25 protein-coding genes are annotated in these 25,524 nt (G+C 64.7%); 14 read left to right on the forward strand and 11 right to left on the reverse strand.

What is annotated here, in order from left to right; genetic code table 11:
- Positions 1 to 80: 80 nt before the first annotated feature.
- Positions 81 to 965, forward strand: coding sequence for a LysR family transcriptional regulator (locus CIT37_RS04040; protein WP_095424479.1), 885 nt, complete (start codon positions 81 to 83; stop codon positions 963 to 965).
- An 18-nt stretch (positions 966 to 983) separates the two neighbouring features.
- Here CIT37_RS04040 and CIT37_RS04045 read toward each other — a convergent pair whose 3' ends face one another.
- A complete protein-coding gene (locus CIT37_RS04045; RefSeq protein WP_095424478.1) occupies positions 984 to 2,129 on the reverse strand; it encodes an acyl-CoA dehydrogenase family protein in 1,146 nt (381 codons plus the stop codon).
- Positions 2,130 to 2,255: 126 nt separating this feature from the next.
- On the opposite strand from CIT37_RS04045, the gene CIT37_RS04050 reads away from it, so the two are divergent.
- Positions 2,256 to 2,936: an alpha/beta hydrolase family protein gene (locus CIT37_RS04050; protein ID WP_161966331.1), complete on the forward strand. Its 681-nt coding sequence runs from the start codon at positions 2,256 to 2,258 to the stop codon at positions 2,934 to 2,936.
- Between the two features lie 3 nt (positions 2,937 to 2,939).
- Here the strand turns inward: CIT37_RS04050 and CIT37_RS04055 are convergent, their stop codons facing one another.
- Positions 2,940 to 3,914: a ketopantoate reductase family protein gene (locus CIT37_RS04055; protein ID WP_095424476.1), complete on the reverse strand. Its 975-nt coding sequence runs from the start codon at positions 3,912 to 3,914 to the stop codon at positions 2,940 to 2,942.
- 153 nt (positions 3,915 to 4,067) lie between these two features.
- Here CIT37_RS04055 and CIT37_RS04060 point away from each other — a divergent pair, with 153 nt between their 5' ends.
- Positions 4,068 to 4,871: an enoyl-CoA hydratase-related protein gene (locus CIT37_RS04060; protein WP_095424475.1), complete on the forward strand. Its 804-nt coding sequence runs from the start codon at positions 4,068 to 4,070 to the stop codon at positions 4,869 to 4,871.
- Positions 4,872 to 4,874: 3 nt separating this feature from the next.
- On the opposite strand, the gene CIT37_RS04065 is transcribed toward CIT37_RS04060, so the two are convergent.
- Both CIT37_RS04065 and CIT37_RS04070 read right to left on the reverse strand, forming a co-directional pair.
- Entirely contained in the window at positions 4,875 to 5,147 is a 273-nt protein-coding gene (locus CIT37_RS04065) for a hypothetical protein (RefSeq protein ID WP_038974703.1), read from the reverse strand.
- A 66-nt stretch (positions 5,148 to 5,213) separates the two neighbouring features.
- Positions 5,214 to 6,098: a LysR family transcriptional regulator gene (locus CIT37_RS04070; protein WP_028143838.1), complete on the reverse strand. Its 885-nt coding sequence runs from the start codon at positions 6,096 to 6,098 to the stop codon at positions 5,214 to 5,216.
- A 110-nt stretch (positions 6,099 to 6,208) separates the two neighbouring features.
- On the opposite strand from CIT37_RS04070, the gene CIT37_RS04075 reads away from it, so the two are divergent.
- From CIT37_RS04075 to CIT37_RS04090, 4 genes are all read left to right on the forward strand, one after another.
- The gene (locus CIT37_RS04075; protein ID WP_028143837.1) at positions 6,209 to 7,576 is read left to right on the forward strand and encodes an FAD-dependent oxidoreductase; all 1,368 of its coding nucleotides are present in this window, start codon (positions 6,209 to 6,211) and stop codon (positions 7,574 to 7,576) included.
- Between the two features lie 34 nt (positions 7,577 to 7,610).
- Entirely contained in the window at positions 7,611 to 8,615 is a 1,005-nt protein-coding gene (locus CIT37_RS04080) for an ABC transporter substrate-binding protein (protein WP_095424474.1), read from the forward strand.
- A 154-nt stretch (positions 8,616 to 8,769) separates the two neighbouring features.
- Positions 8,770 to 9,543, forward strand: a complete 774-nt coding sequence (locus tag CIT37_RS04085) for an ABC transporter ATP-binding protein (RefSeq protein WP_038947402.1) — start codon at positions 8,770 to 8,772, stop codon at positions 9,541 to 9,543.
- Positions 9,536 to 10,357: an ABC transporter permease gene (locus CIT37_RS04090; protein WP_161966332.1), complete on the forward strand. Its 822-nt coding sequence runs from the start codon at positions 9,536 to 9,538 to the stop codon at positions 10,355 to 10,357. Before CIT37_RS04085 ends, CIT37_RS04090 begins: the two co-directional genes overlap by 8 nt.
- A 208-nt stretch (positions 10,358 to 10,565) precedes the next feature.
- Here CIT37_RS04090 and gtdA read toward each other — a convergent pair whose 3' ends face one another.
- Positions 10,566 to 11,606, reverse strand: a complete 1,041-nt coding sequence (gene gtdA / locus CIT37_RS04095; RefSeq protein WP_095424472.1) for a gentisate 1,2-dioxygenase — start codon at positions 11,604 to 11,606, stop codon at positions 10,566 to 10,568.
- Between the two features lie 209 nt (positions 11,607 to 11,815).
- On the opposite strand from gtdA, the gene maiA reads away from it, so the two are divergent.
- Both maiA and CIT37_RS04105 read left to right on the forward strand, forming a co-directional pair.
- Positions 11,816 to 12,448 carry a maleylacetoacetate isomerase gene (gene maiA / locus CIT37_RS04100; protein ID WP_038947404.1) on the forward strand — a complete coding sequence of 211 codons (633 nt, stop codon included), beginning with the start codon at positions 11,816 to 11,818 and terminating at the stop codon, positions 12,446 to 12,448.
- Positions 12,438 to 12,950, forward strand: a complete 513-nt coding sequence (locus CIT37_RS04105) for a MarR family winged helix-turn-helix transcriptional regulator (RefSeq protein WP_028143831.1) — start codon at positions 12,438 to 12,440, stop codon at positions 12,948 to 12,950. Before maiA ends, CIT37_RS04105 begins: the two co-directional genes overlap by 11 nt.
- Before the next feature lie 196 nt (positions 12,951 to 13,146).
- Here the strand turns inward: CIT37_RS04105 and CIT37_RS04110 are convergent, their stop codons facing one another.
- The 5 genes from CIT37_RS04110 to CIT37_RS04130 all read right to left on the reverse strand — a co-directional run bounded on the left by CIT37_RS04110 (position 13,147) and on the right by CIT37_RS04130 (position 18,412).
- Positions 13,147 to 14,760, reverse strand: a complete 1,614-nt coding sequence (locus CIT37_RS04110; RefSeq protein WP_095424471.1) for a benzoate-CoA ligase family protein — start codon at positions 14,758 to 14,760, stop codon at positions 13,147 to 13,149.
- Positions 14,757 to 15,896 carry an FAD-dependent monooxygenase gene (locus CIT37_RS04115; RefSeq protein ID WP_028143829.1) on the reverse strand — a complete coding sequence of 380 codons (1,140 nt, stop codon included), beginning with the start codon at positions 15,894 to 15,896 and terminating at the stop codon, positions 14,757 to 14,759. Before CIT37_RS04115 ends, CIT37_RS04110 begins: the two co-directional genes overlap by 4 nt.
- A 189-nt stretch (positions 15,897 to 16,085) precedes the next feature.
- On the reverse strand, positions 16,086 to 16,301 hold the full coding sequence (locus CIT37_RS04120) for a hypothetical protein (protein WP_028143828.1): 216 nt from the start codon (positions 16,299 to 16,301) through the stop codon (positions 16,086 to 16,088).
- 119 nt (positions 16,302 to 16,420) lie between these two features.
- The gene (locus CIT37_RS04125) at positions 16,421 to 17,266 is read right to left on the reverse strand and encodes a cysteine rich repeat-containing protein (protein WP_028143827.1); all 846 of its coding nucleotides are present in this window, start codon (positions 17,264 to 17,266) and stop codon (positions 16,421 to 16,423) included.
- 144 nt (positions 17,267 to 17,410) lie between these two features.
- Positions 17,411 to 18,412, reverse strand: a complete 1,002-nt coding sequence (locus CIT37_RS04130) for an NADP-dependent oxidoreductase (RefSeq protein WP_038947411.1) — start codon at positions 18,410 to 18,412, stop codon at positions 17,411 to 17,413.
- A 212-nt stretch (positions 18,413 to 18,624) separates the two neighbouring features.
- Between CIT37_RS04130 and CIT37_RS04135 the strand changes: the two genes are divergently transcribed.
- Both CIT37_RS04135 and CIT37_RS04140 read left to right on the forward strand, forming a co-directional pair.
- On the forward strand, positions 18,625 to 19,923 hold the full coding sequence (locus CIT37_RS04135) for a dicarboxylate/amino acid:cation symporter (protein ID WP_095424470.1): 1,299 nt from the start codon (positions 18,625 to 18,627) through the stop codon (positions 19,921 to 19,923).
- Between the two features lie 9 nt (positions 19,924 to 19,932).
- Complete coding sequence (locus tag CIT37_RS04140) at positions 19,933 to 20,874, forward strand: amino acid ABC transporter substrate-binding protein (protein ID WP_095424469.1); 942 nt, start codon at positions 19,933 to 19,935, stop codon at positions 20,872 to 20,874.
- A 186-nt stretch (positions 20,875 to 21,060) separates the two neighbouring features.
- Here CIT37_RS04140 and CIT37_RS04145 read toward each other — a convergent pair whose 3' ends face one another.
- Positions 21,061 to 21,876, reverse strand: coding sequence for an ATP-grasp domain-containing protein (locus tag CIT37_RS04145; RefSeq protein ID WP_095424468.1), 816 nt, complete (start codon positions 21,874 to 21,876; stop codon positions 21,061 to 21,063).
- Between the two features lie 384 nt (positions 21,877 to 22,260).
- Between CIT37_RS04145 and CIT37_RS04150 the strand changes: the two genes are divergently transcribed.
- The 3 genes from CIT37_RS04150 (at position 22,261) to CIT37_RS04160 (ending at position 25,498) form a co-directional block, all read left to right on the forward strand.
- Entirely contained in the window at positions 22,261 to 23,034 is a 774-nt protein-coding gene (locus CIT37_RS04150) for a ferredoxin--NADP reductase (RefSeq protein ID WP_028143822.1), read from the forward strand.
- Between the two features lie 408 nt (positions 23,035 to 23,442).
- The gene (locus tag CIT37_RS04155) at positions 23,443 to 25,155 is read left to right on the forward strand and encodes an FMN-binding glutamate synthase family protein (protein WP_174719452.1); all 1,713 of its coding nucleotides are present in this window, start codon (positions 23,443 to 23,445) and stop codon (positions 25,153 to 25,155) included.
- Between the two features lie 103 nt (positions 25,156 to 25,258).
- The gene (locus CIT37_RS04160; protein WP_018316424.1) at positions 25,259 to 25,498 is read left to right on the forward strand and encodes a PilZ domain-containing protein; all 240 of its coding nucleotides are present in this window, start codon (positions 25,259 to 25,261) and stop codon (positions 25,496 to 25,498) included.
- Positions 25,499 to 25,524 lie beyond the last annotated feature (26 nt).

Consider the following 25,524-nt stretch of genomic DNA (forward strand, 5'->3'; position numbering starts at 1 on the left):
TTGCCACCATTTGATAGTTTCACCGTTTTTGATCATTATCGGCTCTGGGATTAGTTCATTTCCTGGATGTTGATGATCTCATGGATTCTCTGGTCAGCATGAGGGTGTTTTGCCTGGTCGCCGAGCTGAAGAGCTTCGCGACCGCGGCACAGCGCCTGCGCATCTCCCCGGCCATGGCGAGCAAGCATGTGATGCAGCTCGAGAAGCGCCTGGGCACGCGGCTGCTGAACCGGACCAGCCGGCGCGTCAGCCTGAGCGAAAGCGGCGCGCTCTATTTCGAGCAGGCGCGGCAGATGCTGGATTCGCTCGACGAGGTCGAGGCCGCCGTCAGCAATGCCACCGTCGTTCCGCACGGCACGCTGCGCCTGACCGCACCGGTGTGGATGGCGAACGCGATTTTTGCGGGCGTGCTGGCGGACTATCAGGCGCGCTATCCCGAGGTACGTCTCGACGTCGATCTCAGTGGCCGCCTGGTCAACCTCGTCGAGGAGGGTTTTGATCTTGCACTTCGCGCGACCGGCACGCCGGACGAGGCGCTGATCGCGCGTCCGATCACCAGCGTCCCGTTCTACATGGTGGCGGCTCCCGCCTTCCTCAAACGCGCGGGCCGTCCATCGACCTTCGCCGATCTCGCCGGCCAGCCGCTGCTGCACTACGCGCTTTACCCGGGCGAGAGCTTCTCCTTCACGGGCGAGCACGGCCCCGAGACCGTCAAGCTCAACCCGGTGCTGCGCAGCGGCAACGAAACGCTGCTGCACATGGCAGCAATCGAAGGCATGGGCCTCGCCTTTCTGCCGAAATGGCTGGTCGCCGAGGACATCGCCAGCGGTCGTCTGGAGCACGTCATGCCTGGCCACATCATCTTCGCCGGAAAGCTGTTTGCGGTCTATCCGAGCCGCAAATATCTCTCCGCGAAGGTCAGGACCTTCATCGACTTCATCGCCGCCGACAGGCGGATGAAGTAGCTGCTCACAGCAACCGGATCACAGTGACCTCGCGATCAGCAGCTTCATGATCTCGTTGGTGCCGCCATAGATCTTCTGGATCCGGGAATCGATGAAGATGCGCGAGATCGGGTATTCCTGCATGTAGCCGTAGCCGCCGAACAGCTGGAGGCATTCGTCGGCAGTCTCGACCTGCTTCTCCGAACACCAGTATTTCGCCATCGACGCGGTGACGGTGTCGAGATCCCCGGCGACCAGGCGCTCGATGCACCAGTCGACGAAGACGCGCGCGATCATCGCCTCGGTCTTGCGCTCGGCGAGCTTGAAGGCGGTGTTCTGGAAATCCATCAGCGGCTTGCCGAAGGCTTTGCGCTCCTTGGTGTAGTCGGTGGTGAGCTTGACCGCGCGCTCCATCGCGGCGACGGCGCCGACCGCGAGCGCAAGCCGCTCCTGCGGCAATTGCTGCATCAGTTGCACAAAACCCTGGCCTTCCTCCTTGCCGAGCAGGTTTTCCGGCGGCACGGTCACGTTGTCGAAGAACAGTTCCGAGGTGTCGGAGGCATGCAGGCCGATCTTGTCGAGGTTGCGCCCGCGCTTGTAGCCGTCCGCGCCTGCGGTCTCGACCACGAGCAGCGAGATGCCCTTGGCACCAGCATCGCCGGTGCGCGCGACCACGATGACGAGATCAGCGGCCTGGCCGTTGGTGATGAACGTCTTCTGGCCGTTGATGACGTAGGAATTGCCCTGTTTCTTGGCCGTGGTCTTGACGGCCTGCAGATCCGAGCCGGTGCCGGGCTCGGTCATGGCGATGGCGCCGACCATCTCGCCCGAGGCCATCTTCGGCAGCCAGCGCTTCTTCTGCTCCTCCGAGCCGTAGTTGAGGATGTAATGCGCGACGATGGCGCTGTGCACGGAGACGCCGGTCGTCAGCTCCGGCACCGTGCTTTCGAGGTCGTCCAGCACCGCCGCGTCATAGGCGAAGGTCGCGCCCAGCCCGCCATATTCCTCCGGCACGCTCGCCAGCAGCGCGCCCATCTCGCCGAGCCCGCGCCAGGCGAAGCGGTCGACCATCTTCTGCTCGCGCCATTTTTCGGCATGCGGCGCCAGATCCTTGGTGAGATATTTACGGAACTGGTCGCGGAAGACATCGAGCTCTTCGGTCATCCAGGAGGAGCGGTAGGACATGGTTACCTCGGTTGATGCGCGTTTCCGGCTTGGTAGGCCAGTCGGCCGCGGCAATTATTGTGTTTTCAGGCTGCGCCGGTGACGCTACCAAGGCGGCCGGGGCGGCGTCTGTCGGGATGTCTGATTTTGGCGACCAAAACACAAGAGCTCAAGCTCGAGATCGAGCGCATCGGCACGGTCTCGGCGATTCTGACGCAGCCGGACAATGCGCGTGCCTGTTACGTGCTGGCGCATGGCGCGGGCGCCGATATGCGGCATGCTTTCATGGAGAAGGTCGCGGCCGGCCTTGCCGATCGCGGCATCGCGACCTTTCGCTTCAATTTCCCCTACATGGAAGAGAAGAAGGGACGTCCCGACCAGCCGGCGGTCGCGCACGCTGCGATCCGCGCGGCAGTCGCGGAGGCGGCGCGGCTGTGCCCCGGGGTGACGCTCGTCGCAGGCGGCAAATCATTCGGCGGACGCATGACCTCGCAGGCGCAGTCCAAGGCGCCGTTGCCTGACGTCAAAGGGCTCGCCTTCCTCGGCTTTCCCCTGCACGCCGACAAGAAGCCGTCGTCCGAGCGCGCCGAGCACCTCGCCGGCGTCACCATCCCCATGCTGTTCCTGCAAGGCACGCGCGATGGGCTTGCCGATCTGAGCTACCTCAAGCCTGTCGTCGAGAAACTCGGTCCGAAGAAGGCGACGCTGCATGAGATCGAAGGCGGCGATCACTCGTTCGCGGTGCTGAAGAAATCCGGCCGTAGCAATGACGAGGCGCTTACAGAGGTACTGAACGCGCTCGTAGCCTGGATCGACACGCTCGCCTGAGGCTCACGCCGAATAAAGCCCCTTGTCGCGGGCCTTCTGGATCGCGAGCGCGGCAATGAGATCGAGCGTCGGTGTCGACAGGCCTGCCGTGCGCGCGAAGGCGGCGGGCGCCTTCACCAGAACGTCGATCTCCATGGCGCGGCCAAGCTCGTAGTCCTGCAGCAGCGATGGCTTGTGATTGGGGGCGGGTCCGCTCCGCGTCACGCGCTTGACCTCGGGGATGAAATGCTGCGCGATGTCGTTGGCCTCGTTCAGCATGCGCGGGATGACCTCCGCAAAGGCGGCGTCGTCGCGCACGCCGCGTGCGGTCTGGCCGGTCAGCAGGCACAGCACCGACAGCGACATGTTGGTCAGCAGTTTCGACCAGATCGCCTCGCGGATTTCCGCGACCGGCGGGGACTCCAGCCGCGCGTCGTTGAAGACGCCGCGCAGCTTGGTGATGCGCTCGCAATTGCGGTCGTCGCATTCGCCGATCAGCAGGCGGTTGCGGTCCGGGGTGAGGTTGTGCACCACGCCGGGCGCGGTCACCTCGTTGGAGGAGAAGACGACGCCGCCGATGATCCGCTCCTTCGGGATGCAGGCGCGCAAGCGTCCGCCGGGGTCGAGGAAGGAAATGTCCGGCGGTGTCGGGTGCCGCGGCGGCAGGCCGATCCCGTACCACCAGGGAATACCGTTCTGGGCAAAGACGATGGCGGTGTCGTCCCGAAGCAGCGGCTTGATGCTGGCGACCAGCCCCGGGAGCGCAGTGGCCTTCAACGTCGAGATCACGACGTCCTGCGGACCGAGCTGGGCTGGGTCGCCCGAGGCGTTCACCTTGGCGGAGACCTCGGAATCGCCGACGCGCAGTTTGAGGCCGCCCGCCCGGACCGCCTCCAGATGCGCCCCCCGCATCACGCACGAAACGTCATGACCAGCGCGCGCCAGCCGGACCGCGATATGGCTGCCGACGGCGCCCGCGCCGAAAATGCAGATGCGCATGATGATTCCGTCCCTGGTCCCAAACTGCCGCCCGGCGCCACCATGACACAAGCCGCCATGCGATGGGCGCGACCGCCCCACGCTGGAAAGATATGGATCGGGATGCGTTGCCTCGGCCATAGTGCACGGCAAACAATGACCGGAGGATCGCCGATGACTGCCAGCCCCGTGCTGTGGACCCTCGATGAGCGTGGGGTTGCGACCGTCACGTTGAACCGGCCGGAGGTCAACAACGCCTATGACGGCGCGCTGATCGCGGGCGTGCTCGCGGCCATGGACGATCTCGGCAAAAAGCCGAATCTTCGCGTCGTCGTGTTGAGGGGCAATGGCAAGCATTTCCAGGCCGGCGCCGACCTGAAATGGATCAACGGCGTGCGGCCGCAATCGGCTGATGCGAACGAGGCAGCCTCGCGCGCGACCTTCGAGGCCGTGCAGCGACTCAACACGCTGCCGATCCCGACGGTCGCACTGGTGCAGGGCGGCTGCTTCGGTGGTGGCACCGGCGTGATCGCAGGCTGCGACGTCGTGATCGCCGCGGACAACGCCCTGTTCTCGATCACCGAGGTGCGTTGGGGCCTGACCGCGGCGATCATCATCCCGCAGCTTTGCGACGCCATCGGCGTGCGCCAGGTCCGCCGCTACGCGCTCACCGGCGAGCGTTTCGGCGCCGAGGACGCCCGCCGCATCGGTCTCGTACATGAGGTGGTGCCGCTCGCCGATCTCGAAGCCGCCGGAACCAAGGTGGTCGAGCAGCTGCTCGCCAACGGGCCGGAGGCGATGGCCGAGACCAAGAAGCTCGCGCTGGAGAGCTCGTTCGGCGGCATGGCGGTGGACGATGCCGCGTATGCGCGGCTCGTCCACCTGCATTCGCTCAAGCGCCAGAGCGCGGAAGCGGCGGAAGGGCTGGCCTCGTTCGCCGAGAAGCGGGCGGGGAATTGGGGCGGTGGGAAAGGTTGAGTGTCAGCAGCCGCGGCAGATGTTGTTGATGCTGCGATAGACGGCGTCGTCGTCCTGCCGCATCTGGCGCAGAGTTTCGAGTGTCTGACCGTCGTTGGCGGGGGCAACGGGCCTGCGCTTCGCGGCCAGTTCGTCCTCCTGCCGCTTGTAGCAGGCCTCGCGCTCGGGCTTGGCCTGAATGAAGCGGCAGTTTTGCTCCACGGCTGCGGCGGGAGCGGCGGAGATCGCGAGAGCGATCACGGCGGGCAGGGCGAATTTCAAGAGCGTCGAATCCATGCGGCCACTTCTGTCAGGTCCGCCATTCCCGGGCAACCGTCTTTTGGCGGGCTACGGCACTGCACTTCACAGCGACGGCGCCAGTGACGTTTTCAGCAGCGTCAGCAGCGCCTGCACCGCGGCGGCATTGCGCCGCCGCTCGGGGATCGTGGCTTTCACCCACAGCTCCGGAATTGGAAAGTCGCGCAGCACCGGCTTGAGCGTGCCGTCGCGCAAGGCGTCCGCGACGAGATAATGCGAGATCAGCGCGATGCCGTTGCCGGCGATCGCGCTGCGCGCCAGCACGTGTCCCTCATTGGTGGAGAGCAGCGGGCTGACCTGGATGCTGATGCGGCCGCGTGGTCCGTCGAAGATCCATTCCGGGCCGGTCGGCATGAAGCTGAGGCAGCGATGCTCGACGAGGTCGCGCGGATGTTTTGGCGTGCCATGTTTCTTCAAATAAGCGGGCGAGGCGCAGAGCAGCCGCCTCAGCGCGCACAGCGGCTCGTCGACCACGCCGCCGAACGAATGCGGGAAGGCGCCGATGGCGATGTCGAAGCCTTCCGTGACGGGATCGACCGGGCGATCGATCAGCACGATATCGAGCTTCAGCTTCGGGTTCTGGGTCTGAAACGCGCTGAAGGCGTCGGCGAGCCGGGCGACGGTCAGCGAGGTCGGTGCCTTGATGCGCAGATGATCGACGAGGTCGTGGCCCTTCTCGCCCATGCGTGAGAGCAGATCGGTCGCATCGGTCACCACGCCGCGTGCGCGATGCACATAGCGCTGTCCGGCCTCGGTCAGCCGCAATTGCCGGGTCGAGCGGTGAAACAGCGCCGTGCCGATCCGCGCCTCCAGCTGCGTGACGCGCTTGGCCACCACCGAGGTCGAGACGCCGAGCTTTCGCGCTGCGGCCGAGAAGCCGGTGGCGTCGGCGGTCGCCAGGAACGCTTGCAGGTTCACCAGGATGTCCATCTCGACCTTTCTCGATTCGCGAAAGCTGATCGCGTATTTTGGTAGATTGTAGCCCGCCTCGCGTTAATTCATAGTCGAACCCAAGCAAGAGATTTGGGAAGGGACGCGCCATGCGGGCCATGACGATCGAAGAACCGGCACGACAGGTGCCGCTCTATGGCGAATATGAAGTCGTCGTGCTTGGCGGCGGCCCGGCCGGCATCGTTGCCGCGGCCTCAGCCGCGCGCGCGGGGCGAAAGACGCTTCTGATCGAGCGCTACGGCTTTCTCGGCGGCATGGGCACCGCTGCCGGTGTCACAAATTTTTGCGGTCTGCATGGCAATGTCTACGGCCAGGCCCATCGCCTCGTGCAGGGCATGGCGTCCGAGCTGCTGGCGCGGATCGATCGGCTCAACGGCCTGAACACGCCGCATCTGATCCTCGACAAGGTCTTTGCGCAGGCCTACGACACCGCGGCCTACAAGATCGCGGCCGATCAGTTGCTCGCGAGCCACAAGGTGCACATCCTCTTCCACGCGCTCGGCGCCGGCGTCGTGATGGGTGACGACAGCCGCATCGACGCGCTGATGGTCGAGACCAAGGCCGGGCGGCAGGCGGTGCGATCAGAGATCTTCATCGATTGCTCCGGCGACGGTGATCTCGCCGTCTGGGCCGGCGCGCCGTTCGAGATCGGTGACGAGCATGGCCATCCGATGTACCCCTCGATGATGCTCCGCCTCAACGGCATCGATCCCGCAAAGGCGGGCGAAGCCTGGCGCACCATTCCGCAATTGATGGAGAAGGCGCTCGCCGCCGGTACCCACACATTTCCGCGCAAGAGCGCCATCGTGCGGCCGCAGAAATCCGGCATCGAATGGCGGGTGAACTTCACGCAAGTGGCGCGCGAGGACGGCCATGCCATCAACGGCGTCGAGCCTGACGATCTAACCCGCGGCGAGATCGAGGGCCGCAAGCAGGCGCTCGCCGCCTACGAGTTCCTGCGCAGCACCGTGCCGGGCTTTGAAAAATCCTACATCGTCGATTTGCCGCCGCAGCTCGGCATCCGCGAGACCCGCCGCATCAAGGGCGGCTACCAGCTCAGCGGCGAGGACGTGCTCGGCTGCGCCTCCTTCGAGGATTCGATCGGCGTCAATGGCTGGCCGATCGAGGCCCACGTGCCCGGCGACGTGATCTTCACTTTTCCGCCGATCCCGGAATCGCGCGGCTATAACGAGTTGCCCTACCGCATGCTGGTGCCTGAAGGCGTCGACAACCTCCTGGTCGCCGGCCGCTGTGCCTCCATGACCCATGAGGGCCAGTCCGCGGCGCGGGTGTCGGGGGCCTGTTTCGTGATGGGCGAGGCGGCCGGTTCCGCCGCCGCGCTGGCGCTGTCCGGAAACCGCATCCCCCGTGATATCCCCATTGAAAAATTGCAGGAAACGTTGAAACAACAGGGCGCCTTCATCGGCCGGGACCAGATGGTGCCCGAAGGCCTGTAACGCACTGCAAGACAACGACGGCGGAGGAAACGGGATGATCGGGATAATGCGGCTCGCGCTTGCGGGGCTGGTGGCGATCACGGCGATGGGCACGGCGCGGGCCGAGGACGCGCTGAAGGCCAGGATCGGCGTGCTCCGTCTGTCCTCCTCCGCGCCGGTCTTCATCGCGCAGGACAAGGGCTATTTCCGCGAGGCCGGCCTCGAGGTCGAGCTGAAATTCTTCGAAGCGGCCCAGCCGATCGCGGTCGCGACGACCTCGGGCGACGTCGATTTCGGCATCACCGCCTTCACCGCCGGTCTCTACAATCTCGCCGGCAAGGGCGTGCTGAAGGTGATTGGCGGGATGAGCCGCGAAAAGGCCGGCTATCCCCTGATCGGCTATTTCGCCAGCAACAACGCCTACGCGGCCGGATTGAAGACGCCGAAGGACCTCGCCGGCAAACGCGTGGCGATGACGCAGGTCGGATCGAGCTTTCATTATTCGCTCGGCCTGCTCGCCGACAAATACGGCTTCAAGCTCTCTGAGGTGAAGATCGTGCCGCTGCAATCGTTGTCGAACGCCGCCGCCGCGCTGAAGGGCGAGACCGTCGATGCGGCGCTGCTGCCGATCTCGACCGCGCGAAAGCTCACGGACGAAGGCGGCGCGAAATTCTTAGGCTGGGTCGGCGACGAGACGCCGTGGCAGCTGGGCGCCGTGTTCGCCTCGCCGAAGACGCTGACCAACAAGGCGCTGGTGACGAAGCTGCTCGGCGCACTCGCCAAGGCCGACCGCGAATATCACGACGTCATCCTCGCCTCGATGAAGGACGGCGTCGCCCCGATCAACGACAAGACCAAGCCATTGCTGGAGATCATCGCCAAATACACCAACCTGCCGGTCGAGCAGGTGGTCGGCAATTGCGCCTATATCGATCCCGACGGCAAGCTCGACGTGAAGAACGTCGACAACCAGATCAAATGGCTGCAGGAGCAGGGCTTTGCCGACAAGGGCTTCGACGCCAACGCGATCATCGCCAAGGAATTTGTGAAGGCGGATTGATTGATGCGAGTCCTACTCTCTCCCCGTCATCCTGAGGTGCTCGCGAAGCGAGCCTCGAAGGATGCGCGGCCCGGATGCAGCGGGGCCGTCGCCCTTCGAGGCCTCCGCTTCGCTCCAGCACCTCAGGGTGACGGATTGAAGAGCGGAGTTTGAGATGGACCTGATCGCCAACCACATCAGCCACCGCTTCGGCGACCTCGCCGTGCTCGACGACGTCTCCTTCACGGTCAGCGCCGGGGAGGTGGTGGCGATCGTCGGGCCCTCCGGCTGCGGCAAGAGCACGCTGCTGTCCATCCTCGGCGGGCTGTTGCAGCCGACCTCAGGCGAGCCCGAGTTGCGTGGCGCGCCGCCGGCGGACAGCCTCAATCCGCTGACCTTCGTATTCCAGGATTTTGCGCTGCTGCCCTGGGCCAGCGTGGAGGAGAACGTCGAATTCCCGTTGCTGCACACTCAGCTCTCGGCCACTCAGCGCCGTGAGCTGGTCGAGGATGCCTTGCGCCGCACGGGGCTGACTGATTTTCGCAAAACCTATCCCAAGCAGCTCTCCGGCGGCATGCGCCAGCGTGTCGGCATCTCGCGCGCGCTCGCGGTGAAGCCCGCGATCCTCTTGATGGACGAGCCGCTCTCCGCGCTGGATTCGCAGACCCGCGAACTCCTGATGGAGGATTTCGTCCGCCTGCTCGCCGATGGCGGCATGGGCGCGGTCTATGTCACCCATAATCTCGAAGAGGCTGCGCGGCTGGCCGATCGCATCGTGGTGTTGTCACGGCGGCCCGGCCGCATCCGCGAGGTCGTGACCGTGCCGATGACGCGCACTGAACGCGGCGAAGCGGCGGCGCGCGAAAAACTGCTGGCGCTGCAGAACCAGATCTGGTCGCTGATCCGCAACGAAGCCATCGATGCCGAGCGCGAGGTCCAGCATGCTTGATCGCGCGGCGACTGACACTGCGAAGGATAGCGCGACGCGGCGCGTCCGCTTTCGTGGCGCCGGCTTCGTGCCCGCGTCGAGCCGTTTCGGCGGCTGGATCGCGCTCGCACTGGTCATCGCGATCTGGCAGGCGGCGGGCAGCACCGGCCTCGTCAATCCCCTGTTTCTGCCTGCGCCGTTGGCGATCGCGCGCTCGATCTATCAGCTCGCGATCTCAGGCGCGCTCTGGCAGCATTTGTCGGCATCGCTGCTGCGCATCGGCGTCGGCTGGCTGTTGGGGACGGCGGCTGGCATCGCCGTCGGCTTTGCCATCGGCCTGTCGCGGCTCGCGCGCAGCGTCGGCATCACCTTCATCTCGGCGCTGTTCCCGATCCCGAAGATCGCGCTGCTGCCGCTGTTGATCCTCTGGCTCGGCATCGGCGAAGAGCCGAAGATCGCGACCATTGCACTGGGGGTGTTCTTCTCCACCGCGATCTCGGTCTATAGCGGCGTCGATGCGGTGCCGCGCAACCTCATCCGCATGGCGCAGAGCTTCAACGTCCCCTTCGCCACCATCGTGCGCAAGGTGATCTGGCCCGGCGCGCTGCCCGCGATCCTCGCCGGCTTCCGCATCACGGCGTCGGTGGCGCTGCTGCTCGTCGTGAGCGCCGAGATGATCGGCGCCCAATACGGCATCGGCGCCTTTGTGCTCCAGGCCGGCAATCTGATGCAGACCGATCAGCTGCTCGCGGGCGTGGTGATCCTGTCGGTGTTCGGGCTGGCGGTCGGGAAGGTGATCGGCTGGTTGGAGACAAGGTTGCTGCATTGGCGGTAGGCGCGTCCGCAATGATGCGGGGCGCAGATGCGCCACAACCTCCGCCGTCGTCCCGGCGAACGCCGGGACCCATACCGCGTGATCTATCGAGTGTGGGCGGTCTTCGTACCGGCTGGATAACTGCAAGTCTTCGCCAAACTACTCCCTGTGGTTATGGGTCCCGGCGTTCGCCGGGACGACAGTTGAGTATTTGTCCGGCAGCGTGGCCTCACGCGTTACCGCGATCCTCGCGGAACAAATCCAGCTTCTGCTGCACCGGCCGATCTGAGAAGCTGAACAGCACGGCGTCCTCATCGGCCTCGTGCGTCACCCAGTGCCAGCTCGGCACCACGAACAGATCGCGCGGACCCCATTCGAAGACGGCATCGCCGATGCGGCTGCGGCCACGGCCCTCAATCGGACAGAACACGGTGGCATCGGTTGAACGATAGCGCGCGGTCGTAAATCCCTTTGGCAGCAGCTGGATGAAAGTGCCGATGGTCGGCATCGCGAAATCGCCGGTCTCGGGGTTGCTGAACTTCAGCTTGAGGCCGTGGCAGGCGTCCCACTCCTGGCTCGTTCTGGCTTTCTCCAGCGCCTCGCGCGTGTAGGCGTAGGGATAGCTGAAGATCGGCGAGGTCTTCGAGCTCCGCTTGACGTCGACCGGCAGCAGGTTGTGGCCGTAGCGGGCAAAGCTGTCGCCGGCCGGCTTTGTGATCCTCTGCTGATCTTCCTTGGAGCCTTCCGCAAAGGAGCAATCGAAGAACTGCACCAGCGGAATGTCGAGGCCATCCAGCCAGAACATCGGCTGATCGGTCTCGTTGGAATGATCGTGCCAGGTCATCGACGGCGTGATGATGAAATCGCCGGGCTCCATCGCAGTGCGCTCGCCGTCGACGGCGGTATGGGCGCCCTTGCCTTCGAGCACGAAGCGCAGCGCCGACTGGCTGTGTCGGTGGGCCGGCGCGACGTCGCCGGGCACCACCATCTGCACGCCGGCATAGAGCGAGGTCGTGATCTTGGACTGGCCGCGCAGGCCGGGGTTCTCCAGCACCAGCACGCGCCGCTCGGCTTCCTTGGCGGTGATCAGCTTGCCGGCCTCCGTCATGTAGTCGCGGATGATTTCGAATTTCCAGAGGTGCGGCCGGCAGGCGCTCTTCGGCTCCGGCGTGATCAGATCGCTCATCACCGTCCACAGCGCGGTGAGGTTTTCGCCGTCGATCTTCTTGTAGAACGCCTCGCGTTCCGGCGTCTTGGTCACGGCTTCCATGGCGGCGCTCCCGTTCGTTTTGTTGATTGACAGTATACTGACGATCTAGGTAGCGTCAATGCGAGGGGTGACGTGTAAGGTCGTCGTCATTCCGGGGCGACGCGCCAGCGTCGAGCCCGGAATCCATAACCCCGATCGGGAGTATGGATTCCGGGCGCTCGCTTCGCGAGCCCCGGAATGACGGAGAAAAACTAACAGGGAGGGTCCCAATGAAGCTGCACGGCTATTTCCGCTCCAGCGCCGCCTATCGGGTGCGGATCGCGCTGAACCTCAAGGGACTTGGTGCCGAGCACCTGCCGCATCATTTGCGCAAGGGCGAGCAATGCGCGCCCGCCTATCTTGCCATCAACCCGCAGGGCCTGGTGCCGGCGCTGGAGAACGACGGCGGGGCGGTGCTGACGCAATCGGTCGCCATCATCGAATGGCTCGACGAGACCCATCCCAACCCGCCGCTGCTGCCGAAGGATCCGCTGCGGCGCGCCAAGGTGAGGGCGTTCGCAATGGCGATCGCCTGCGACACCCATCCGGTGCAGAACCTGAAAGTGCTGGCGCGGCTGCGCGAGCTCGGCCTGCCTGAGGAGAAGGTCCAGGACTGGGCGGCCTGGGTCAACCGCGAAGGGCTGTCGGCTTGCGAGGCTCTGATCAAGGACGAGCCCGGCCCGTTCTGCTTCGGCGATGCGCCGACGCTCGCCGATCTCTGCCTGGTGCCGCAGCTCGCCAATGCCCGCCGTTTCGGCGTCGACGTGTCGGCCTATCCGCGTCTGCTCGCGGCAGAGGCGGCCGCAAAGGCGCTCGCCGCGTTTGCCAACGCTGCGCCGGAGAAGCAGCCCGATGCCGAGTAAGCCTCCTCCTCCGATCACGATCGACGCGGTTTATGCCGCGCCGGGCTATCTGTTCCGGCGCATGCAGCAGATCGCGGTCTCGATCTTCATGGAGGAGTGCAAGACGTTCGACCTGACCCCGGTGCAATATGCGGCGCTGATCGCGATCCACACCCATCCCGGCATCGACGCGACGCGGCTGTCGGCGGTGATCGCCTTCGACCGCTCCACGCTCGGCAGCGTGATCGAGCGGCTGCAGGCCAAGGACTATGTCGAGCGCAAGCCGGCCCCCGAGGACAAGCGGATCAAGCTGCTCTATCTAACCAAATCCGGCGCCGCGATCCTGCGCGAGATCATTCCCGCCGTCGAGCGCGCCCAGGCGAGGATGCTGGAGCCGCTGAAGCCCGCCGATCGCAAGACGCTGATGGGGCTTTTGGTGCAGCTCGTCGATCTCAACAACGAGGCCTCACGCGTGCCGCTGCGTGCCGAGGATGCGCTGGAGCATCTGGGGAAGGCGGGGTGAGGGTGGTGTGAGGCGATACTCACGCCTCATCCCCGCTGTCGTCCCGGGGCGCGCGTAGCGCGAGCCCGGGACCCATAACCCCAGGGAGAAATTTGGCGAAGACTCGCGGTTACCAGTCGCGCACCAAACCACTCCCTGTGGTTATGGGTCCCCGCCTGCGCGGGGACGACACCTGTGGTGTGGCGACGTCTCGTCTTCACATCCGCAGCAACGCCTGCCGGTCGATCTTCCCCGTGCCGGTCTTCGGCAGCTCGTCGGTGAAGATCACTTCGCGCGGATATTTGTAAGGAAGCAGCCTGCCCTTGACGTAGTCCTGCAGCCGCCGCGTCGCGTCACCCCGGTCGACCGTGCGGCTGTTCATCACCACCACGGCCTTCAGCGTCATGCGCCGGTCCGGCAGTTCGGCGGCGAACACCGCGCATTCGCGGATATCGGGATGGTCGGCGAGGCACAGCTCGACCTCGAGCGGGTAGACCCACTGTCCCGAGATCTTGATGAGATCGTCGGCGCGGCCGCGGAAGAAGTGGAAGCCGTCGGCATCGCGCACGAAGCGGTCGCCGGTGTAGATCCAGCCGCCCTGCCGAATCGTCTCCGCGGATTTGTCCGGCCGGTTCCAGTACAGCGGCGTGTTGGAATCGCCGCGCACCCACAAGATACCTTCCTCGTTGTCGGCGACATCGCGTCCGTCCTTGTCGCGCAGCGCGACCTCGTAGCCGGGCACGCGCAGGCCTGCGGCCCCTAACTTCTTCTGCTCGGGCCTGTTGGAGAGATAGATGTGCAGCACCTCGGTCGAGCCGAGCCCTTCGACGATCTCCAGGCCCGTGAGCGTCTTCCAGCCGTTGAAGACCTCGGCCGACAGCACCTCGGCCGCGGAGAGCGACATGCGCAGCGACGAGAAGTTGGTCTGTTGCGCGCCCTCGGCCTTGGTCAGGGACGTGTAGAGCGTCGGCAGGCCGAAGAAGACCGTCGGCTTGTGCTGCTCGATCGCCGCGAAGATCGTGGCCGGCTTCGGCTGGCCCGGCAGCAGCAGCGTTGCCGCGCCCGCCGAGAACGGGAAGGTGACGGAATTGCCGAAGCCATAGGCGAAGAAGATCTTTGGCACCGAGAAGCAGATGTCGTCGGGCGTCAGCTTCAGCACGTTCTGCGCAAAGGCGAGCTCGCTATAGGCCATGTCGTGCTGGAGATGCACGATGCCCTTGGGCCGGCCGGTCGAGCCGGACGAATACATCCAGAACGCCATCTCGTTGCGATGCGTCTCCGCTTCCGCCAGCTCGGCCGGGAATTGCCTGAGCCAGTCCGTCGCCGCGAGCGCGCTCGGCGCGGCGTGATCGCCCGCCTCGCCATTGGCGACAATCAGCGTGCGCAGGCGCGTGTCCTTGCAGGCCTCGGCATTGAAGCGTGGCGCGAATTCGGCGTCCGCCACCGCAACGCTGGCGCCGGAATCGGCGAGGTAGAATTGCAGCAAATCCGGCGGCGTCAGCGTGTTGATCAGGAGCGGCACGAAGCCTGCCCGCACCGCGCCGAAGAACGCGGCCGGGTAGGCCGGGGTGTCGTCGAGAAACAGCAGCACGCGGTCGCCGCGCTTCAGGCCGAGCGATGCAAAGCCGTTGCCCCAGCGGCAAGTCTCGTCGCAGAGCTCGGCGTAAGTCCGCGTGCCTGCCGGACCCATGAGCGCGACCCTGTCGCCACGGCCCTTGGCGAGATTGTCGAACAGCACGCGGCTGGCGTTGTAGATTTCAGGAACGGCAAAGCCGATCTCGCGCGCCCCCTCGCTATCGGCGGGAACCTGGTCGAAGATCTCGTTGCTCATGCCTCGTCCCCGCCGTTCTTGGCAGCCTCGTAACGCGCCATGAAGCCCGGCGACATGTGGCGCAGGCGTGCATCGTCGATGCGGCCGGAGCGGGTGATGTAGCTGTAGGCGAAGTCCATCAGACCCTGCTGCATGTGCTGGGCAAAATGCTCGTACCAGAAGGCGCTGGTGCGCGCCGCGTTGACGAGCTTTTGTACCACCGGTTTTCGCGCGGCCTGGTATCGGTGCAGGGCGGTTGCAAGATGCGCATCCGATTCCAGCGCCTTGACCAGCGCGATGGCGTCCTCGATCGCGAGCCGCGTGCCCGAGCCGATCGAGAAGTGCGCCGAATGCAGGGCGTCGCCGATCAGCACCATGTTCTTGAACGACCAGTGCTCGTTCCAGACCCAGGGAAAGTTGCGCCAGACCGATTTGTTGGAGACGAGGCAATGGCCGCCAAGCGTGTCCGCGAACACCTCTTCGCAGACGCCCTTGGACTGCTCGACGTCCTTGTAGGCGAAGCCATAGGCCTGCCATGTTGCGTGGTCGCATTCGACCAGGAAGGTGCTCATGGCGGGCGAGTAGCGGTAGTGATGGGCGTTGAAGGCACCGCGATCGGTCTTCACGAAGGTCTGCGACAGCGTGTCGAAGCGCTTCGAGGTGCCGTACCAGACGAACTTGTTGGAGGAGTAGGACAGCGAGGTGCCGAAATCTCCCTCGAAGGCGCGGCGCACCTGCGAGTTCAAACCGTCGGCGGCGACGATCAGATCGTGGCCGTTGAGCTGGTCGATCGCATTTATCTGCGTGTCGAAGCGCGGGGTGACGCCAGCGTCGAGCGCGCGCTGCTGCAGGAACCGCAGCAGCTCGAGCCGCCCGATCGAGGAGAAGCCGACCCCGTCGATGGCGACGCTGTCGCTGCCGAGATTCAGCGTGATGTTCTGCCAGCTCTCCATGTGCGGCGCGATCGCATCGACCGTCTCGGGGTCGTCGGCACGCAGAAATTCCAGCGCCTGGTCCGAGAACACGACGCCAAAGCCCCAGGTCGCGTCGGCCGGGTTCTGTTCGAACAGGTCGACTTGATCCTCGGGGTGACGCTTCTTCCAGAGATAGGCGAAGTAGAGCCCACCGGGCCCTCCGCCAATCACGGCGATCCGCAACGTCTGCCTCCCTAATTGACAGTATACTTACTATCTAGGGGTAGACTAATGTGCTCCGGCGTCCCGCGCCAGCGGAATTATCGGCCAGCGCAGGCGCGCCAAAGCGCACTTCGGCCACACGTTTTACGCGTGTCCGAAACCTCAGGTCCGAATCATAGCCAAACCGCGCCGGCTTGGCCATCCGCACCGTCAGACGCAGCGCTTCACGTAGACCCCGTTCACCAGCACCCGGGTACAGCGCACGGCTGGAACCGGCTTGCGGACCACGACGGCCGCGTTCGGCCCGGCGCAGCCGGCGCGATAGACCCCGCGTGCGCAGACCACCGCATTGGCGTCGGTGGCCTCGAACGTCATCGTCGCTCCGAAGGCGAGGAGCGCAGAAGCAACGAGCAGCAATGAACGCATGTTGTCCTCCCGGTCTTGCCGTGATCGAAATCGGATATCTGCAAAAGATCTGTCGTTGCAGGCGTGCGGAAATTCATGCGCACGCCGTTCGTCGTTGCGGCTTTGGCGCCTGCGCCGTGTTACCTCGCCGCGAATGGGGCGAGCACGTCCTTGCACGCCGGCGACAGCGAGGCAGCCCTGTTGGAAATGCATTGAATGATGCGGCCGCCTCCGGGCGCGACGCCGGCGCAGAGCGTGCGGATGTCGGCGCCGCAGGCCGAGCGCGCGATGAACAGCTCTTCGCGCGGCAGCAAGGGACGCAACACGATCACGGCTGGCGGTGCCGCCGGCGCGGCTCCCGCCGCGGGGGCTGCTGCTGCGGGAGCCGCACCCGCGGGCGCCGCCGTTGCGGCCGCGCCACCGCCGGCTGCGGCGCTCACGGCCTTCTCGCAGGCCGGCGAAACCCTGGCCTTGTTCTTTTCCAGGCATTCGAGCGCTGCCGCGCCGCCCGGCGGCACGCTGGCGCACACCTTGGGATAGTCGGCGCGGCACGCGCTCTTGACCGCCGCAACCTGCGCGCTGCTCGGCTGCTTGGCGGCCGCGGCCTTCTGCGCGGGTGCGGCAGCCGGCTTTGCCGCGGGGGCGGCATCTGCTTTCGGTGCGCCTGGCGCCGTTTCCGCCTTGGGCGCGGCCTCGCTCTTCGGCGCGGCGGGGGCAGCTTCGGTTTTCGCCGGTTCGACAGCGCGAACCGCGGTCTGGCATCCCGCCGACAGGCTGGACATGTTCTTCGCCAGGCATTGATACGCTTCCACGCCGCCGGGCGTCACGCTCGAGCAATGCGCCATGAAATCCGAACGGCATGCGGAGCGGATGGCGCTCTTCTGAGCTTCGGTCGGTGCTTGCGCGAACGCGCCTGTTGCAGTTGCGAAGAGCGCGGCCGCCAGCAACGCCTTGCGCGTCGATGCCTGTTTCAACGTGTTGAACATCTGGTGATTTCCTGCCCCGTCGGTCACGCCGACGACTTTCAAAATGTGATGTAATCGCAATCTTCGCGAGTGACGCCTCGCAAGCAGCATCATTCGCCGCTTTGACGTCACCCGCAAGTCAATTATGCCGGTGCAATTGCGCCGTCAGAGCCTGACCATGCGCTTGCCGCGGTTCTCGCCCGCAAGCAATCCGATCAGCGCCTTCGGCGTGTTCTTGAGGCCATCGATGATGTCCTCCTGCACCTTCAGCTTGCCGGATTTGACCCAGCCCTGGAGCTCGGCGAGCGCGCGCTGGCTCTCCTTCATGTAATCCATCACGATGAAGCCCTGCATGACCAGCCGCTTCACCACGATCAGCCCGGGCACGCCGCGCGGGCCGTGCGCGGAGGGCGCACCGTCATATTGCGAGATCGCGCCGCAGCAGGCGATGCGGCCGTAATTGTTCATCTGCGGCAGGCAGGCTTCCAGAATGTCGCCGCCGACATTGTCGAAATAGACGTCGATGCCCTTGGGTGCAGCTGCGCGCAGCGCCTTGAAGACCGCGCCGTCCTTGTAGTCCACGGCGGCATCGAAGCCGAGCTCGGAGGTCAGCCAGCTGCACTTGTCCGCGCCGCCGGCGATGCCGATCACGCGGCATCCTTTGATCTTGGCGATCTGTCCGACGATCGAGCCGACCGAGCCCGCGGCCGCGGAGACCACGACGGTCTCGCCCTCTTTGGGCTTGCCGATCTCCAGCAGGCCGAAATAGGCGGTGAGGCCGGCGATGCCGAACACGCTGAGCAGGTGCGTCATCGGCTCGAGCTTCGGCATCTTGGTGAGATGCTTTGCCGGCACCGCGGCAAATTCCTGCCAGCCGGTGTCACCGAACACGATGTCGCCCGCCGCAAGCCCATCGGCCTTCGAGCTGACGACCTCGGCAATGGCACCGCCAGCCATCACGCTGTTCGCTTCGACGGCGGAGCGATAGGTCGCGCCGTGCATCCAGGCGCGGTTGGCGGCGTCGAGCGAAATGTATCGCACGCGCAGCAGGACTTCGCCGTCCTTCGGCTCCGGCACCGTGCTCTCCACCATCTTGAAATGTTCGGGGCCGAGCTTGCCGCTGGGTTTTTCGACCAGCAGAATCTGGTGATTGATGTTGCCGCTCATGGCGTTTCCCTCTTTGATTGTCTTGACGATTATTGATGCAACCGCCGCAAACAAAACGTGCAGGCCGCATGCGTTGTGCGCTGCATGAAAGCTAGATCGCGGCGTTCCATTTCACAACGGGAACATCCTGAAAACGCGATCACACGCAAAGCGTGTTGCGTCGTTGTGATAACTGCGACATCATGAAGCGCCGGTGTACGTGGGGGTAAGCGATGTCGAACAGGTTTACGCAATACATTCTGGCCGCGATGGTGCTCGGCATCATCATGGGGTCGGCAATCTACAACTTCCTGCCCGACACGCGCGCCGACTGGGCCTCCTCCATCAACCTGATCGCCATGATGTTCCTGCGCCTGATCAAGATGATCATCGCGCCGCTGGTGTTCGCGACCCTGGTCGGCGGCATCGCCCATATGGGCTCGGGCTCCAAGCTCGGCCGCATCTTCGCCAAGACCATGGGCTGGTTCATCAGCGCCTCCTTCGTCTCGCTGCTGCTCGGCCTCGTGATGGTGAACCTGCTGCAGCCCGGTGCGAACTTCCCGGGCACGCTGCCCCAGGCGGGGCAATCGACCGGCCTGCCGGTGTCGGCATTCTCGATCGAGAAATTCCTGACCCATCTGATCCCGACCTCGATCGCGGACGCGATGGCGCAGAACGAGATCCTGCAGATCGTGATCTTCGCGGTGTTCTTCTCGGTGGCGATGGGCTCCATGCCCGAACGTTCGAAGCCGATCCTCGCGATGATCGACGACGTCGGCCACATCATGCTCAAGGTCACGAGCTACGTGATGCTGTTCGCGCCGCTCGCGGTGTGGGCGGCGATCACCGCAACCGTCGCCAAGAACGGCCTCGCGGTGCTCTGGAAGCTCGTCGTGTTCATGGGCGGCTTCTATCTCTCGCTGGCGATCCTGTGGACCATCCTGGTCATCGTCGGCTTCATCGTGATCGGCCCGCGCTACAGCCATCTGTTGAAGCTGGTCCGTGAGCCGCTGATGATCGCTTTCTCGACCGCGAGCTCGGAGGCGGCCTATCCGAAGACGCTCGAGGCGCTCAACCGCTTCGGCGCGTCGTCGCGGATCTCGAGCTTCGTGCTGCCGCTCGGCTATTCCTTCAATCTCGACGGCACGATGATGTACTGCACCTTCGCGGCCGTCTTCATCGCGCAGAGCTATCACATCGACATGCCGCTCGGCACCCAGCTTGCGATGCTGGCGACGCTGATGATCACCTCGAAAGGCGTCGCCGGCGTGCCGCGCGCCTCGCTCGTGGTGATCGCCTCGACGCTGGCGCAGTTCAACATCCCCGAAGCGGGCCTGTTGATGATCATGGGCATCGACACCTTCCTCGACATGGGTCGCAGCGCCACCAACGTGATCGGCAACACGCTCGCGACCTCGGTCGTGGCCAAATGGGAAGGCGAGCTCGGGCCCGAGCACGAGCTCGGACCCGGCGAGGTCGTGCCTGAGGACATGGTGCCGGGCGAAGTGCCCGCGATGGCCGGCCATGGATAGGAGCGAACCATGGGCCAGACACTGGCGAGGTCACTGACCTCAATCGGCTTGTTGCTCGCGGCATCGTTGCTCGCAACCTCCTTGTTCGCGACCTCGGCATCCGCGCAGACCGGCGGCGAAGGGCTCAGCCCGACGCTGTCGGCCATCAAGACGGCGCACACCGTGCGGCTCGGCTATCGCGAGAGCTCGCCGCCGTTCTCGTTCCTCGACCAGTCGGGCCGTCCAATCGGCTACAGCCTCGAGCTCTGCGAGGCCATCGTCGAGGAGATCGGCGTCGAGGTCGACGATCCCAATCTCAGAATCGACTACGTCAAGGTCACCTCGGACGACCGCATCGACGCCGTGCTGCAGAACAAGATCGACCTGGAATGCGGCTCGACCACGGCCAATGCCGAGCGCGGCAAGCGCGTCGCCTTCTCGCCGCTGATGTTCGTCGCCGGGACCAAGCTGATGGTGCCGAAGACATCCAGCGCCCAGTCGCTCACCGATCTGAAGGGCAAGACCATCGTGGTGACGAAGGGCACCACCAACGAGCAGGCGATCCAGGCCGCGGACAAGAAATTTTCGTTGGGATTGAACATCGCCGTCGGCGCCGATCACGAGCAATCCTACCAGATGCTCGCCGATGGCAAGGCCGATGCCTTCGCAACCGACGACATCCTGCTCTTCGGCCTGATCGCGCGCCACAAGGCGCAGGACAAGTTCCGCGTCACCGGCGATTATCTGTCCTACGACCCCTACGGCATCATGTTCAGGAAGGGCGAGCCGCAGCTATCGGCCGTGGTCGAGCGCGCCTTCCGCAAGCTCGGCTCCAACCGCGACCTCGTCCCGCTCTACAACAAATGGTTCACCGCAAGGCTTCCCACCGGCGAACGTCTGAACGTGCCGATCTCGCTGCAGCTGGAAGAGGCGTTCAAGGCGATGGACGATTCAGCGAGCGCGAATAATTAGACGGCGGTTCGCTCTCTCTCCGTCATCCTGAGGCGCGCGCTCGGCGGTGCAAGCGCACCGCCGAGCAGGCCTCGAAGGATGAACGGCCGAGCTGGCAGCCGGGCCGTCGCCCTTCGAGGGCCGCTGAAGAAGCTGCCACCCCCAGCGCAACGGCCTTGCCGTTGCGCTGGGGGTGGCGGTGATGGGTCATCGTTCGCTGTGCACTCGATCGAACACCCGATCCAGCGCCGCATCATACGCCGCTTGCACCAGTTGCGGATGCAGCTTGCCGAGCGTTTCCATCATCACGCCGGAATTGATCTCGAGCACTTTCCATTCGCCGTCGACGCGGACCACGTCGATCGACGCAAAAGCGATGCCGATCGCGCGCGCGGCATCCATTGCCAGCTCCACGCAGGCCGTTCGAACCTCGCTGTCCCCCAGCAACACCGGCTTTGCGCCGGCATCGAGATTATGTCGCCAATCCGTGCCGCGCTGCTTGCTGTAGACGACGAGGGGCGCCTCATCGAGCAGCACCACGCGGACCTCGTCCTCGATCGCGACATAGGGTGAGATCACGAGCCCGGCGCTCATCGAAAACACCTCGCTGGCCGCGTGGTCGAGTTCCGCCTCCGTCGTCACCTTGAACACCGAGCGCCCCGATGTCCCCTCGTTCGGCTTCACCACCACGCCTTGCGGATTCTGAGCGAGCAGCGCGAGCATCCGCTGGCGCCAATCGGCACCGGCGACGTGCACGCCCAGCTTCGGGTTGAGGAAGAGGTGATGGGAAATGCAGGGCACGCCCTCCAGCGCCAGCGCCTCTGATGTCGCCGATTTGTCGTTGGCGAGGCGATGGGCGATGGCGCTGTTGAGGCCGATGTCGTAGCCGAAGGCGAAGCGCCGCTCATCGCCCCGGCGCATCGCGATCAGCCAGCCACCGGCGCGGACATCGACCGCAATGCCATGCTCCGCGCAATAGCGCCTGATGGCCTGGACGAAGATTCGCTCGTCGCTTGCCGCCATGTGTTTCCGTCGCGCTTCAGACGTTCCTGGCGCCAAAAGCCGCAAAAATGCGGGAAACGGCGCCGAACCAGGGTGAAAGTCAGAGCTATTCTTAATGAAATTCTCGCGAGCGCGATGGAAATTAAGTGCTGCATTCGAACGCTGCAGGGAAAAGAAATTGCCCGCCGCGCGCGCCCGGCAGCAGATTCATTAACAATATGGCCAATTCCGCCGCAAATGCCGGTTTGACCGGCATCAATTGCATCCGGAACGAGGTTGATTATTGGTCTCAATGGCGTAGATCACACACGCGAAATCCTCCGCCATGGCAATGGTGTCCGCCCCGTTTCAGGGCCGGGCAACGCTTTTGCCCTAAAACCGCAATTATTCGGAATATCGAAAATCATGAGCGCGTTTTACCGAGAGAAGGTTCTTTCCGTCCAGCACTGGACCGACACGCTGTTCAGCTTCCGCGCCACGCGCGATACCGGCTTCCGTTTCCAGAACGGCCAGTTCGCGATGATCGGCCTCGAGATCGACGGCCGTCCGCTGCTGCGCGCCTACAGCATGGCGAGCGCCAATCACGAGGAAGAGCTCGAGTTCTTCTCGATCAAGGTTCAGGACGGCCCGCTGACCTCGCGCCTGCAGAAGATCAAAGAGGGCGACACCATCCTGGTCGGCCGCAAGGCGACCGGCACGCTGATCACCGATAACCTCCTTCCCGGCAAGCGGCTGATGCTGCTCTCGACCGGAACGGGCCTCGCGCCGTTCGCGAGCCTGATCAAGGACCCCGAGGTCTATGACCAGTTCGAGTCGATCGTGCTGGTGCATGGCTGCCGCCAGGTCTCCGAGCTCGCCTATGGCGAGAAGCTGGTCGCTTCCTTGCGCGAGGATGAGCTGTTCGGCGAGCTGCTCGCGGACAAGCTGATCTACTACCCGACCGTGACCCGCGAGCCGTTCAAGAACCGCGGCCGCATCACCGACCTCATCAACTCCGAGCAGATCTTCAACGATATCGGGCAATCGCCCCTCGACATCGCCACCGACCGCATCATGATGTGCGGCAGCCCGGGGATGCTCGAAGAGCTGAAGGTGATGTTCGAAGGCCGTGACTTCATCGAAGGAAGCGGCAACAAGCCTGGCCATTTCGTGATCGAGAAGGCATTCGTCGAGCGCTAAGCTCTTTTGAAGAAGCGGCGTAATCGCGCGCCACACTCAACTCGTCGTCCCGGACAAGCGCAGCGAAGCGGAGCGCCGATCCGGGACCCATAACCACAGGCCGTGGTTATGCGAAGGGTCGGAGTGACAGTCTTCTCTCACCACGACATCTTGTGGTTATGGGTCCCGGGTCTGCGCTTACGCTTGCCCGGGACGACAGCTGAGCTTGGGGAATCCAGTGTGACCCCACGCGCGGCCATTAAGGGCCCAGCGTCCGCCGCCCCTCCACCACCCTTCTGCTGCACTGCAAAACCCGCCCATCGGGCTGATTGATCTATCTCGGCCGAATTCGCTAGCCTGAAACAAGGGCCGCGTCATATCCGTATGACAGGCAAGGGCGTATCGTACCGCCTCATTGCTGGCGAGAGGATGGGAATCGTGGCCGACGACACCAAGACGCAGGACTTCTCCCAACACTCATCCCACAAACGCCTGCCGCTGGCGGAGGAGGGGATCATGGAGACCCTGCTGCTGCCATTCTCGCCGCGCTTCATCGTGCTGACGATCTGCGCAGTCGTCACCGCGCTCCTGATCGGTATCGGTATCGCCGACCGCAAGATCTTCGACATCCTGCTGGTGCCGATCCTGATCTTCGGCGCGCTGACGCTGCTCGGCGTCCGCGATCTCCTGCAGAAGAGCCACGCGGTGCTGCGCAACTATCCGATTTCGGCGCATATCCGCTTCCTGCTCGAAGAGATCCGCCCGGAGATGCGGCAGTATTTCTTCGAGAGCGAGAAGGACGGCATGCCGTTCTCGCGCGACACCCGCGCGGTGGTGTATCAGCGCGCCAAGATGGAACTCGACAAGCGTCCGTTCGGCACCCAGGAGGACGTCTACCGCCAGGGCTACGAGTGGATGCATCACTCGGTGTCGCCGAAGGCGCATGCCGAGGAGAAATTCCGCATCAGCATCGGCGGCCCCGACTGCAAGAAGCCCTATTCGGCCTCGGTGTTCAACATTTCCGCGATGAGCTTTGGCGCGCTCAGCCCCAACGCAGTGCGCGCGCTCAATGCCGGCGCCAGGAAGGGCGGCTTCGCGCACGACACCGGCGAGGGCGGCGTCAGCCCCTATCACCGCGAGATGGGCGGCGACATCATCTGGGAGATCGGCTCCGGCTATTTCGGCTGCCGTCATCTCGACGGCACCTTCGATCCCGAAGCGTTCGCGCGCGTCGCCGGTGACGACCAGATCAAGATGGTCGAGCTCAAGGTCAGCCAGGGCGCCAAGCCCGGCCACGGCGGCGTGCTGCCGGCGGCAAAGGTCTCGGAGGAGATCTCCAAGATCCGCGGCGTCGCGATGGGCGAGGACTGCATTTCGCCGGCCTCGCATCGCGCCTTCTCCACCCCGGCCGGCATGATGCAGTTCATCGCCGAGATGCGCCGCCTGTCGGGCGGCAAGCCGGCCGGCTTCAAGCTGTGCATCGGCCATCCCTGGGAATTCCTGGCGATCTGCAAGGCGATGCTTCAGACCGGCATCTATCCGGATTTCATCGTCGTCGACGGCAACGAAGGCGGCACCGGTGCGGCGCCGCTGGAATTCATGGACCATCTGGGCATGCCGATGCGCGAGGGCGTCAACTTCGTCCACAACGCGCTGATCGGCATCAATGCGCGCGACCGCATCAAGATCGGCGCGTCCGGCAAGATCGCCACCGCCTTCGACATGGCGCGCGCGATGGCGATCGGCGCCGACTATTGCAATTCGGCGCGCGGCTTCATGTTCTCGCTCGGCTGCATCCAGTCGCTGAGCTGCCACACCGACCGCTGCCCGACCGGGGTGGCGACCCAGGATCCGACGCGCGCGCGTGCGCTTTACGTGCCGCTCAAGATCGACCGCGTGCACAATTATCACCACGCGACGCTGCATTCGCTGACCGAGCTGATCGCCGCGGCAGGCCTCGAGCATCCGCAGCAGCTGCGCCCGATTCACTTCACCCAGCGCACCTCGACCACCGATGTGAGATCCTTTGCGCAGCTCTATCCGGCGCTGCGTCCTGGCGAGCTGCTCGAAGGCACCGAAGACCCGCGCTTCCGCGACGCCTGGCGGTTGGCGCAGGCGGAAACGTTCCAGCCGGCGCCATAGGGCATCGCTCGGCCGGTGGCGGCACCGGCCCGGCCCGCGCATATTCGTCGCGAGCGGAGCTGGCATTTAAGATTTTGTTCAACTTTGGGTGTAGATTGTGCCCATGGACGAACGGCGCGACAAGGCGAGACATCGCGTGCTGAAGGCCGGAACGATCGAGTTCGGCGGCGGCGCGATCGACTGCACCGTCCGCAACCTGTCCGACACCGGTGCCGCGCTCGACGTCACCAGCCCGGTCGGCATTCCCGAGCATTTCACCCTGTTCGTCCAAGCGGACGGAACGCATCTGTCGTGCACCGTGATCTGGCGCAAGGAGAAGCGGATCGGCGTGAGGTTCGGGTGAGGTGAGTTGGCGCGAGGTGAGTTCGC

The sequence above is a fragment of the Bradyrhizobium ottawaense genome (assembly GCF_002278135.3).
In the GTDB taxonomy this organism is placed as follows: domain Bacteria; phylum Pseudomonadota; class Alphaproteobacteria; order Rhizobiales; family Xanthobacteraceae; genus Bradyrhizobium; species Bradyrhizobium ottawaense.